The organism is Asanoa ishikariensis (genome assembly GCF_900107455.1).
GTDB classification, from domain to species: domain Bacteria; phylum Actinomycetota; class Actinomycetes; order Mycobacteriales; family Micromonosporaceae; genus Asanoa; species Asanoa ishikariensis.
In genome coordinates this window covers 212415-224605 of sequence record NZ_FNQB01000006.1, presented here as the reverse complement: position 1 = coordinate 224605, position 12191 = coordinate 212415, and the positions used below count along the sequence as shown (strand labels likewise).

9 protein-coding genes and 1 pseudogene are annotated in these 12191 nt (G+C 68.7%); 8 read left to right on the top strand and 2 right to left on the bottom strand.

The genetic code is table 11. The features are described from left to right. Window positions 1–170: 170 nt before the first annotated feature. The 8 genes from BLV39_RS43465 (at window position 171) to BLV39_RS40440 (ending at window position 11133) form a co-directional block, all read left to right on the top strand. A complete protein-coding gene (locus tag BLV39_RS43465; protein WP_176985341.1) occupies window positions 171–3530 on the top strand; it encodes a DNA polymerase III subunit gamma and tau in 3360 nt (1119 codons plus the stop codon). 118 nt (window positions 3531–3648) lie between these two features. Then, entirely contained in the window at window positions 3649–3957 is a 309-nt protein-coding gene (locus tag BLV39_RS40470) for a YbaB/EbfC family nucleoid-associated protein (RefSeq protein WP_218137120.1), read from the top strand. A 26-nt stretch (window positions 3958–3983) separates the two neighbouring features. Next, window positions 3984–4577: a recombination mediator RecR gene (gene recR, locus BLV39_RS40465; RefSeq protein WP_090804493.1), complete on the top strand. Its 594-nt coding sequence runs from the start codon at window positions 3984–3986 to the stop codon at window positions 4575–4577. 481 nt (window positions 4578–5058) lie between these two features. Then, window positions 5059–6063 carry an ABC transporter permease gene (locus BLV39_RS40460; RefSeq protein WP_090804491.1) on the top strand — a complete coding sequence of 335 codons (1005 nt, stop codon included), beginning with the start codon at window positions 5059–5061 and terminating at the stop codon, window positions 6061–6063. A 68-nt stretch (window positions 6064–6131) separates the two neighbouring features. After that, complete coding sequence (locus BLV39_RS40455; RefSeq protein ID WP_244895862.1) at window positions 6132–7877, top strand: ABC transporter substrate-binding protein; 1746 nt, start codon at window positions 6132–6134, stop codon at window positions 7875–7877. A gap of 114 nt (window positions 7878–7991) precedes the next feature. Further along, window positions 7992–9005, top strand: a complete 1014-nt coding sequence (locus BLV39_RS40450) for an ABC transporter permease (protein ID WP_090804708.1) — start codon at window positions 7992–7994, stop codon at window positions 9003–9005. Beyond that, window positions 9005–10045, top strand: coding sequence for an ABC transporter ATP-binding protein (locus BLV39_RS40445; protein WP_090804487.1), 1041 nt, complete (start codon window positions 9005–9007; stop codon window positions 10043–10045). Before BLV39_RS40450 ends, BLV39_RS40445 begins: the two co-directional genes overlap by 1 nt. After that, a complete protein-coding gene (locus tag BLV39_RS40440; RefSeq protein ID WP_090804485.1) occupies window positions 10042–11133 on the top strand; it encodes an ABC transporter ATP-binding protein in 1092 nt (363 codons plus the stop codon). Before BLV39_RS40445 ends, BLV39_RS40440 begins: the two co-directional genes overlap by 4 nt. Before the next feature lie 112 nt (window positions 11134–11245). On the opposite strand, the pseudogene BLV39_RS45290 reads toward BLV39_RS40440, so the two are convergent. Both BLV39_RS45290 and BLV39_RS40430 read right to left on the bottom strand, forming a co-directional pair. Then, a pseudogene (locus BLV39_RS45290) lies at window positions 11246–11470 on the bottom strand (hypothetical protein); the annotation flags it as partial. Window positions 11471–11499: 29 nt separating this feature from the next. Beyond that, on the bottom strand, window positions 11500–12150 hold the full coding sequence (locus tag BLV39_RS40430) for an HNH endonuclease family protein (RefSeq protein WP_239083663.1): 651 nt from the start codon (window positions 12148–12150) through the stop codon (window positions 11500–11502). Window positions 12151–12191 lie beyond the last annotated feature (41 nt).

Below are 12191 nucleotides of genomic sequence, written 5' to 3'. Positions count from 1 at the left end.
GTGTGCCAGTGTGTGCGAAGTCGGCGCAGGCCCCTCACCCCCCAACTGCGCCGGCTACCTCGTGCGATGTTCCGGGCGTTGCCAACCCAGTTGGTGGCGCCCGGATCACCGTTATGGGGCGGGCGACCTGTCGGTACGGCGTGAGAGGCTAGACGCCGTTGGGAGGGACTGTGGCGCTCGCGCTCTACCGCAAGTACCGGCCGCGGACATTCGCCGAGGTGATCGGCCAGGAACATGTGACCGAGCCGTTGTCGCAGGCCTTGCGCAGCGGTCGGCTTCACCATGCCTACCTGTTCTCCGGCCCACGGGGCTGCGGCAAGACCTCCAGCGCGCGCATCCTCGCCCGCTCACTCAACTGCGAGCGCGGTCCCACGCCTGAGCCCTGTGGGGTTTGTGAGTCGTGCCGTGCGCTCGCGCCCGACGGCTCCGGCTCGATCGACGTGATCGAGATCGACGCGGCCAGCCACGGCGGCGTCGACGACGCCCGTGAGCTGCGCGAGCGCGCCTTCTTCGCCCCGGCCTCCAGCCGCTTCAAGATCTACGTGATCGACGAGGCGCACATGGTGTCGACGCAGGGCTTCAACGCGCTGCTCAAGTTGGTCGAAGAGCCGCCCGACTACGTCAAGTTCATCTTCGCGACGACCGAGCCCGACAAGGTCCTCGGCACGATCAAGTCGCGCACGCACCATTACCCCTTCCGGCTGATTCCGCCAGGAATTTTGCGGCCCTATCTCGAGCAGCTCGCCGAGGCCGAAAAGGTGAAGGTCGAGCCTCCGGTGTTCCCGCTGGTGGTCCGGGCCGGCGGCGGCAGTGCCCGCGACACCCTGTCGGTGCTCGACCAGCTCATCGCCGGTGCGGGTCCGGAGGGCGTCAGCTACGCGCGGGCGGTGGCCCTGCTCGGCGTGACCGACGCTGCGCTGATCGACGAGATGTGCGACGCGCTGGCCGCCAGCGACGGCGCGGCCGCCTACGCCACGATCGACCGGGTCGCCGAGGCCGGCCACGATCCGCGCCGGTTCGCGTCCGACCTGCTGGAGCGGCTGCGCGACCTGATCGTCATGCAGCAGGTCCCGGAGGCCGCGGCCAAGGGCCTGATCGACGGCCCGGTCGACCAGCTCGAACGGATGAACGCCCAGGCCCAACGGCTCGGCCCGGCGACACTGTCCCGGTGCGCCGACATCGTGCACAACGGCCTGATCGAAATGCGCGGCACCACCGCGCCCCGCCTGCTGCTCGAACTGATCACGGCGCGGATGCTGCTGCCGACCGCGGACCGGTCCGAGAGCAACCTGCTTCAGCGACTCGAGCGCATGGAGCACCGGCTGGCCATGGCGGGCGACCAGGGCTTCGCGTCCGAAGAGCCCCGCGACGACTATTCGGGTCCGGCTGCGCTCGCCGGCCGGGGCGCGACCCGGCAGCCGGGCGGTGCGGGCGATGCGGCACCGGCCACCCGGAACGGAGCTCCCGCGACCAACCGTGACGACGCTGGTCAGGCTTCCGCGGGCGGCGACCTGCCCGCGGGCGGAGGCGTCGCCGCGGCCCGCGCGGCCGCGAGCCGTGGAGCGGCCGCGGCTCGCGCTGCGGCAAGTGGCGCTGCGGCTGCCGCTCGCGCCGCGGTTGCCGATGCCGCGGACGCCGCGCGGTCGGGCGCGGGTGGTGCTGCTGCGGCTCGCGCCGCGACAGGCGGTGGCGCGGTTGCCGGCGGTGGCTCTGCTCGGGTCGCCGGCGGTGACGCGGATACGGCGTGGCCTGACGCTCATGGTGCTGCGGCGGGCGGTGCCCCTTTGCCGGCTGCGGGCGATGACGCCGTTGCCGGAGCTGACGCCGTTGCCGGCGGTGGCGCGGACGCGGCGCGGTCGGGCGCGGATGCTGCCCGTGCGGCGGTGAACCGCGTCGACGGTGAGCCGCGCCGCACCGAGATCGTGGCCGACGACGAGACGGTGCCCGGTGACGGCGACTCGCCGGCTCCCGATTCCCGGGTAGCGGGCAACCGCCCCGCACAGTCATCGGTCCAGGGGACCGACGGTGCCGCTGCCGATGCCTGGGCCGACGAACCCACGAGCAACGGCCACGACGAGCCCCCGCGCCGGGTGCCGCCGCAGGCGGTGATGGCCGACCCCGCTACGCCGGAGCCGGTGATTCCGGAGGTCGCCGCGCCCGGTGCGCTCGACGCGGCCGGTGTGCGCCGGGTCTGGGACGAGATCGTCACCATGGTTCGGATCGACAACAAGAGGATCGCGGCGCTGGCCAGCGAGGCGACCGTCCGCGACATCGACGGCGACACGCTGGTGCTGACCTTCCGCCACGCCTTCCACGCCCGCACGCTGGCCGAAAATCCCGAGCCGGTGTCGGACGCGATCTACGAGGTGCTCGGCAGTCGCTGGCAGATCCGCTGCGAGTTGGCTGGCGACGAGCGTGCCGGTGGCCAGGGCGCGGGTCCGGCGCCTGCCCGCCCGGCCGGCGGGCGCGACTCGACCGGCAGCTCTTCGGCAGCCGGTGGCCGTGCGCCTGGCCAGGAACGCGGAGCGCGCGAGCGTTCGTCGAGCGGTCGGAGCGAGAGCGGCGCCTCCGGCGACCGCTCATCCGACGAAGACCACCCGGCCGACCTAGCTACCAGGCCCACCCCTGTCGCGACAGTCCACCGTGATGGCGTCGACCGGGGACCTAACTCGGCCGAGCCCGGCCAAGACGACGGCGGACAGGACCGGATCGCGAGCGCTGCTCCGCAGGCCGCGAGCGATGGCGATGGCACGCGCGCGTCGATGAGCGCCGCAGCCCAAGCCGAACCGGCGTCCGTGGACTCCACCATGGCGACGCCGAACCGCGGCGAAGGCGGCGACCAGGCGAGCGCCGACCGACGTGACTCCGGCCGGCCAGCACCCGCGAGCCCGGCACCCGACCGCGACCGGGCAGGTGGGCAACCGAACGCCGACCGGCGTGGACAAGGGCGGCCGACAGCAGCCACCCCGCCACCGGCCGCGGACGAGGAAGAGGACTGGCCGGAAACCGCCCTACCAGGCGGCCTGCAGTCCGACGGCGACAGTGACTCCGCCGATTCCGACTGGCCCGAGGCGGCGGTTCCCGCCTTCAGCGCGGCTATCGCCCCACAGACCGCACCGGTCGCGGTAGCCACTCCGGTCGCCGTCGCGACCGCAGCCGCCCCGGCACAGGCCCGCCCCGCCCCAGCCGGCGGTGGCGGTATCGCCGCGGCCGCCGCCCGGGCAGCGGCCCGAGCAGCGGCGGGCCGAGGCAAGACGGCAACGGCACCCCCGACGCCGCAGACCAAGGCAGCGGAAGCCGACTGGGCGGGCGAACCACCCTTCGACCCGGACTACGACAACCCGGGCAAGGCGGCCTCAGCCAAGACCTCCCCAGGCAAGGCAAGTTTCGAGGGCTTCGACCCCGGAGACGAGCCGACCGACGAGGTGATCGACGAGAAGATCGCGCGGCAGAGCAGTGAGCAACAGGCATTTGCCCTTCTCCACGAGGCTCTGGGCGTCGAGCGGATCGGCGAGATCGATCTCAAGTAGGCGCGACTCGATGGGGAACGCACCTCGCCAGCGGCGGACCCGATCGCCCCACTAGTCTCTAAAGGGACCGACGGTCTCGACGAAGGAGTCTCCCGTGCGCCCCGGTGGACAGCCCAACCTGCAGCAGCTCATGAAGCAAGCGCAGAAGATGCAGCAGCAGATCGCCGACGCGCAGGCCGAACTCGCTGAGGCGGAGGTGACCGGCACCGCCGGCGGTGGCCTGGTCACGGCGACCCTGAGCGGCACCGGCGAGGTGCTGAGCGTCAAGATCGACCCCAAGGCGGTCGACGCGGACGATGTCGAGACGCTCGAGGACCTGGTGGTCGCGGCGCTGCGCAACGGCAGCGAGGCCGTGCGTGCTCTGACCGAGGAGAAGATGGGCCCGGTCAGCGGCGGCATGGGCGGCCTCGGCCTGCCCGGGTTTTAAGAGACCAAGGCTAAGGAAGCCGAGCAGTGTATGAAGGCGCGATCCAGGATCTGATCGACGAGTTGGGCCGCCTACCCGGTGTCGGGCCGAAGAGCGCCCAGCGGATCGCGTTCCACATTCTCTCGGCCGACCCGGCCGACGTCACCCGGCTGGCCACGGTGCTCAACCGGGTCAAGGACCAGGTGCGCTTCTGCACCACCTGTTTCAACGTGGCCGAGTCGGAGCAGTGCCGGATCTGTCGCGATCCGCGGCGCTCCAACGAATACCTGTGCGTCGTCGAAGAGCCGAAAGACGTCGTCGCGGTCGAGCGGACGGGTGAGTTCCGCGGCAGGTACCACGTGCTCGGCGGCGCGATCAACCCGCTCGAGGGCATCGGCCCGGACAACCTGCGGGTTCGTGAGCTGATGAGCCGGCTCGGGTCGGGGGAGGTCAAGGAGTTGATCCTGGCGACCGATCCGAATACCGAGGGTGAAGCAACGGCGACCTACATCGCCCTCCTGGTCAAGCCGATGGGCATTGCCGTAACGCGGCTGGCCAGCGGGCTTCCGGTCGGTGGCGACCTGGAGTACGCCGACGAGATCACATTGGGCCGCGCTTTCGAGGGCAGGCGTGCGGTCTGAGTCACTTCCCACCAGCGGGAAGCCGCAAATTACTGCAACTTAGACACATCGAATGCCCACGCATCGGGCATATCGGGGCAAGCTGTCCGGTTCGAGACCAGGGGTCAATATGACACTGGCCGAACCGTGTGCCAGCATGACCGTCACACCGAAGACGTTTTCACGTCCGGGCACAGCGTCATCCCCCGATTACCCGAGGTTCCGAGTTGGCAGGTCACATTGTCATTACGGGCAGGCCTGAAGTTGGTTACGCCCCTCCCCCGCCCTTGACGCTGAGCGACGACGCGAGAAATTGTTCGGTACGCAGCGGCACGACGTCGCTGTCGTTCGCGCGCCCGTTCGGCTCACCCCAGTCGGGCGGTCATCACGAACTCTCCACGTACGCGCCAACCGATCGGTTGTCGACGCGGCGGGGGCCGGTCCGTCCTGCGGGTCGCACGGTCACCTGCGCGCGGCGGCCGGGGAAAGGACCGGGCAGCTGATGGTCGTTGGCCCCGACGCGTCCATTTCCGATCAGGTCCCTGTCGGAGAGCCGCCGGCTGAAGCCGAGGGCTCCCAGAAGGCCATCGAAGGACGTTCCCTAGGCCAGATCGCCTGGCGCCGGCTCAAGCGGGACAAAGCCGCTATGGCCGGCGGCATCGTGATCATCCTTCTGATCCTCGTCGCCATCTTCGCGCCACTCATCGTGAACGCGTGGGGCTATGACCCCAACTCGTTCCACCAGGACGCGATGGACCCGGCGACCCAGGCGCCCCTGTCGAAGTTCCCGTGGGGAGCGTTCGACTCCAAGCACCTGATGGGTGTCGAGCCGCCCTTCGGCCGCGACATCTTCAGCCGGGTCCTCTACGGCGCCCGCATCTCGTTGCTGATCGCGTTCCTGGCGACCCTGCTCTCGGTGGTCATCGGCGCGACGCTCGGCCTCATCGCCGGTTACCTCGGCGGGTGGGTCGACTGGCTGATCAGTCGCGCGATGGACCTGTTCCTGGCGTTCCCGATCCTGGTGTTCGCGATCGCGCTGGCCGGTGTCATCCCGGACAAGGCGTTCGGGCTCTCCGGCGACACGCTGCGAATAGTGCTGCTGATCTTCATCATCGGCTTCTTCAACTGGGGCTACATGGCCCGCATCGTGCGGGGCCAGACGCTCTCGTTGCGTGAGCGTGAGTTCGTCGACGCGTCCCGCAGTCTCGGTGCGCGCAGCGGCTACATCCTGCGCAAGGAGCTGCTGCCGAACCTGGTGGCGCCGATCCTGATCTACGCGACGCTGCTCATCCCGACGAACATCCTGTTCGAGGCCGGCCTGTCCTACCTGGGCGTCGGCATCCGGCCGCCGACGGCGACCTGGGGCGGCATGCTCAGCGACGCCGTGCACTACTACACGATCCCGCACTACATGTTCTGGCCGGGCCTGGCGATCTTCATTACCGTGCTCGCCTTCAACCTCTTCGGCGACGGACTCCGCGACGCGCTTGACCCAAAGACGCGATGAGCTCAAAACGGTTCCACCCGAAGCCCCACCACCTCTCAAACAAAGGGGAGCACTGAATGAAGAGAAGGATGGTGACTGGCGTCGCCGTTGGCGTCGCAGCCGCCCTCGCTCTCGCCGCCTGTGGCGGCGGGGGCACTGATTCCAACACCGACAGCAGCACCGGCGGCACCGCCACTGCTGCGTTCGACGCCGCCAACGGCAAGGTGTTCAACCCTTCTGACAAGAAGGGCGGAACGCTGAAGATGGCGATCTCGTCGGACTGGGACTCGGTCGACCCCGGCGACACCTACTACGGCCTGTCCTGGAACCTCGCGCGGCTCTACACCCGTTCGCTGACCATGTTCAAGGTCGGCCCGGGCAAGACCAGCAGCGAGCTCACCGGTGACCTCGCCGAGGGCCTGGGCGTGCCCACCGACGGTGGGAAGACCTGGACGTACAAGCTGCGTCAGGGTCTGAAGTTCGAGGACGGCACCCCGATCACGTCGAAGGACGTGGAATACGGTGTGTCGCGCTCGCTGGAGAAGCCGACCCTGGTCAACGGGCCGACGTACTTCAACGACTTCCTCGACCTCAAGGGCTACAAGGGCCCTTACTCGAGCAAGGGTCAGGACAACCCGGCGATCGACACGCCGGACGACCAGACCATCGTCTTCCACCTGAACAAGCCGTTCGGTGGCTTCGACTACTTCGCCCAGATCCCGGCGACCGCCCCGGTTCCGGCCGGCAAGGACACCGGTGCGAAGTACAAGGAGCACGTGGTCTCCTCGGGCCCGTACAAGTTCGAGAGCTACTCGGCCGGTAAGGGCTTCACCCTGGTCCGCAACGACCAGTGGGACCAGTCGACCGACCCGAACCGCAAGGCTCTGCCGGACAAGTACGAGGTCCAGATCGGCCTGCAGGCTGACGACATCGACAACCAGATCATCGATGGTTCGCTCGACGTCGACATCGCCGGCACCGGTGTGCAGCCCGCGGCCCTCAGCCGCGTGCTCGGTGACCCGACCATCAAGGAGCGCGCGGACAACCCGCTCAGCGCGCGCCTGAACTACGTCTCGATCAACCCGAAGGTCCCGGCCCTCGAGAACATCGAGTGCCGCAAGGCCGTCGAGTACGCCGCGGACCGCACCACCTACCAGACGGCGTACGGCGGCCCCCAGTCCGGCGGCGAGATCGCCACTGGTCTGCTCCCGCCGCAGCTCCCGGGCTTCCAGAAGCTCGACGTGTGGTCGGCCGGCGCGGACAACAAGGGTGACGTCGACAAGGCCAAGGCCGCTCTTCAGGCCTGTGGCTCGCCGAACGGCTTCGAGACGAACATCGCCTACCGGGCCGAGCGTCCGAAGGAGAAGGCGACCGCCGAGGCGCTGCAGCAGTCCCTCGCCCGGGTCGGCATCAAGCTCACGCTGAAGCCGTTCCCGACCGGTGACTACTTCGCGCTGTACGCGGGCAAGCCGAGCTACCGCAACCAGAACAACCTTGGCCTGATGGTCAACAGCTGGGCGGCGGACTGGAACGACGGCTTCGGCTTCCTGTCGCAGATCGTCGACGGCCGGGTCATCCGGGAGACCGGTGGCTCGTCCAACCTGAGCGTCAACATCCCCGAGGTCAACAGCATGATTGACCAGGCGGTTACGGAGACCGACACCGCCAAGCGGGACGCTCTCTGGGGCGCCGTCGACAAGCGGGTCATGGAGGAGGCGGTGATCCTGCCGGGCGTTTGGGCCAAGCAGGTCACGGTGCGTAGCAAGAACACCACCAACGTCTTCGTGAACGACGCCTACGGCCAGTACGACTACCTGTCGATGGGCGTTCAGTAATCCGTCCCGCTACACCTCTTGGTTAGCAAGCACCCCAAGTGAGGTAGGTGAAGGCGAGCGGTGGTCGGCCCGACCCGGGCAACCGGGTCGGGCCGACCACCGGAGCCGAACCCCGTGATCGCGTACATCATCCGGCGCCTGTTCGGCGCCGTGCTGACGTTGCTCATCGTCAGCATGATCACCTTCGGCATCTTCTACCTGGTGCCGCGTTGGGCCGGCGGCACCGCCGAAGACCTGGCGTCCCGGTACGTGGGCCGGACCGCCAGCCCGGAAGCTGTCGCCGAGGCCGCCAAGGCGCTGGGCCTCACTGACAACTTCTTCAAGCAGTACTGGGACTGGCTGCATGCCATCTTCGCCGGCCGAGACTTCATCTTCGGCGGCTCCACGTACCACTGCCCGGCACCGTGCCTCGGCTACTCGTTCATCGGCCGCAACCCGGTGCTGCCGGACATCCTCGACCGGCTCCCGGTCACCGCGTCCCTCGCCTTCGGCGCGGCGATCATCTGGGTCATCCTCGGTGTCTCGACGGGTGTCCTGTCGGCGCTGAAGCGCGGCAGCATCTTCGACCGGGCCGCGATGGGCTTCGCCCTCGGCGGCGTGTCGCTCCCGATCTTCTGGACCGGCCTCGTCTCGCTGGTCATCTTCAGCTACGGACTGGGCTGGACCGCACGCGGCGGCTCGTACACGCCGATCGAACAAAATCCGCTGGACTGGGCGTACGACCTGTTGTTGCCCTGGATCACGCTGGCTCTGCTGTTCTCCGCGGCCTACGCCCGGCTCACCCGGGCCGGCATGCTCGAGACCATGGGTGAGGACTACATACGCACCGCGCGGGCCAAGGGCCTGCGCGAGCGGACGGTGGTCACCAAACACGGCCTGCGCGCGGCGCTCACTCCGATCGCCACGATCTTCGGCCTCGATGTCGGCCTGCTGCTGGGCGGCGCGGTGCTCACCGAGAGCACGTTCTCGCTGCCGGGCATCGGCAAGTACGCCATCGACGCCATTACGGCCAGCGACATGCCCAAGGTGATGGGTTTCGTCATCTTCTCCGCGGGCTTCGTCGTCATCGCAAACCTGATCGTGGACGTGGTGTACGCGGTCATCGACCCGAGGGTGAGGCTGGCCTGATGCCTGCTCCAGATGCCTTCCTCGATGTGCGGGACCTGCGCATCCACTTCCCGACCGACGACGGCCTGGTCAAGTCCGTCGACGGCCTGAACTTCTCGCTGCAGCGCGGCAAGACGCTGGGCATCGTCGGCGAGTCGGGCTCCGGCAAGTCGGTGACCAGCCTCGGCATCCTGGGCTTGCACAACAAGCGCAACGCCCGGGTGTCCGGCCAGATCCTGCTCGACGGCACCGACATCGTCGGCGCCGACCCGGAGCACGTGCGCAAGATGCGCGGCCGCCGGATGGCGATGATCTTCCAGGACCCGCTGTCCGCGATGCACCCGTACTACACGGTCGGCCATCAGATCGTTGAGGCCTACCGGGTGCACAACAACGTGTCGAAGTCGGTCGCCAAGAAGCACGCGATCGACCTGCTCGGCCGCGTCGGCATCCCGCAGCCGGACCGCCGGGTCGACGACTACCCGCACCAGTTCTCGGGCGGCATGCGGCAGCGCGCGATGATCGCGATGGCGCTGTCCTGCGACCCGGAGCTGCTGATCGCCGACGAGCCGACCACGGCCCTCGACGTGACCGTGCAGGCGCAGATCCTCGACCTGATGCGTGACCTGCAGCAGGAGTTCAACTCCGCGCTGATCATCATCACTCACGACCTGGGTGTGGTCGCCGAGCTCGCCGACGACGTGCTGGTCATGTACGGCGGCAAGTGCATCGAGTACGGCTCGGCCGTGACCATCTTCGAAGAGCCGGAGCACCCGTACACCTGGGGTCTGCTCGGCTCGATGCCGCGGCTCGACCGGGGCGTCACGAACCGGCTCATGCCGATCAAGGGCACCCCGCCCTCGCTGATCAACGTGCCGTCGGGCTGCGCGTTCCATCCGCGCTGCACCTACGAGCCGCAGACCGGCGGTCGGGGTACGACGGAGGTCCCGGAGCTGGTCGAGTCCGGCCGGGGCCACCTGGTGCGCTGCCACCTGCCGGTGGCGGAGCGCAAGCGGATCTGGCAGGAGCAGGTCCGCCCGAAGTTGGAGGCAGGATCATGACGGAGAGCATCGCCCGGGAAGGCGTCGCCGCGCAGACTCCCAGCGCCGCGCAGACTCCGAACAAAGAGGCGCTGCTCTCGGTGACCGGGCTGCAGAAGCACTTCCCGATCACCAAGGGCCTCTTGAAGCGTCAGGTCGCGGCGGTCAAGGCCGTCGACGGCATCGACTTCGAGGTCTACAAGGGCGAGACCCTGGGCCTGGTCGGCGAGTCCGGTTGTGGCAAGAGCACGACCGGCCGGCTGATCACCCGGCTGGCCGAGCCGACCGCCGGAAAGATCACCTTCGACGGCTCCGACATCACGCACCTGAAGACCGGCGCCATGCGGCCCTTCCGCCGCGACATGCAGATGATCTTCCAGGACCCGTTCTCGTCCTTGAACCCGCGGCACACGGTCGGCGCGATCGTCGGTGCGCCGTTCCACATCCAGGGCGTCAAGACCGAGCACGGCGTCAAGCGCGCGGTGCAGGACCTGCTCAAGCTGGTGGGCCTCAACCCGGAGCACTACAACCGCTACCCGCACGAGTTCTCCGGCGGTCAGCGGCAGCGCATCGGCATCGCCCGCACGCTCGCGCTCAAGCCGAAGCTGATTGTGGCGGACGAGCCGGTCTCCGCGCTCGACGTGTCGATCCAGGCCCAGGTCGTCAACCTGCTCGAAGACCTGCAGGAAGAGCTCGGCCTGACCTACGTGGTCATCGCGCACGACCTGTCCGTGGTGCGGCACATCTCGGACCGGGTCGCGGTCATGTACCTCGGCAAGATCGTCGAGGTCGCCGACCGCGAGTCGCTCTACGCCAACCCGCGCCACCCGTACACCGTGGCGCTGATGTCGGCGGTGCCGGTGCCCAACCCGCGCCGGCGCGAGTCCAACCAGCGCGAGCGCGTGCTGCTCACCGGCGACGTGCCGAGCCCGATCGACCCGCCGTCCGGCTGCCGGTTCCGCACCCGCTGCTGGAAGGCGCAGGAGATCTGCGCGACGACCGAGCCGCCGCTGGTCGTCCGCGAGGGTGACTCACCGGACCACGCCACCGCGTGCCACTTCCCCGTCGCTGACAACGAGGAAGTCGCCGGTCGCGGCCAGGCCGCTTAAAGGTCAAGAGCGGACGCGGTCCCGGGCTCGTCGGCGGCACGACCGTCGCTCCCGCCGGGGACCGCTCCGCTTCGCTGCGCTGCCAGGTACGCGGCGGGTTGCGGCAACAGCCTCAACCCGCCGGACGGTTGAGCAGGGCGAGGGCGATCGTGTGGACGGCGTCCAGGTCGGCCGGGTCTTTCAGACCGGCCTTGCCGCCCGTGACGGCGTACCACTCGTCGGCGTCCTTGTACTGGACCTTTAGCACGACGTTGCCGCCGGCGAACTCCGTGCGCAGGGTGAGGTCGCCGGTTACTACGCCGACCTCTTCGGTCATTACGCCGCCGGGGCCGGCGGTCAGGTCGGATTGCTTCGCTGTCGGTTCCGTCATGGGCAGGTCTCCAGCATGTCGGCTAGCGCGGCCTTTTCCGCGGTGGTCACCGTCAGCTTCCAGTAGTGCTTGACGGCGATCCAGTCTTGCGCGTATTCGCACCAGAAGTCGCGGTTGCTGGGCTTCCACTGCGACGGATCCTGGTCACCCTTTGCCCGATTGCTGTTGAGCGAAACCGCCAGCAGTTGAGGGCGGGTCAGGTCGTTGGCGAAATCGCCCCGCGCCTTGTCCTCCCACTCGTCGGCGCCTGAGCGCCAGGCGTTCGCCAGCGGCACCATATGGTCGATGTCGATGTCGGACGGGTCCGTCAGCGTGCGGTTGTCGTAGACGCTGTCCCAGCGCCCGCCGACCACATTGCATCCGCTCACCTCGACGCCCGTGCCGTCGCGACTCAGCACCGTGTCGCGGACGTCACAGTTCTTGCCGGCCTTTCGCCAGTGCGGGAACCGGTCACGGCTGTAGCCCTTCATCGAGGCCGCCCGCGCCACGGTCAACTGGTCGAGCAACCGGGTGGATTCGGTGGCCGCTGGACCGGTTTCGGTGGCTCGTGGACCGGCCGAACCGGGTTCAACCGGGACGCAACCGGCGGCAAAGGTGAGGACGACGGCGGCGGTCAGGACATTGAGGAGGATGCGGGGGGTACGCACGTGCTAATCGTGCGCCCCGACCGCCACCCAGGCCAGAACCC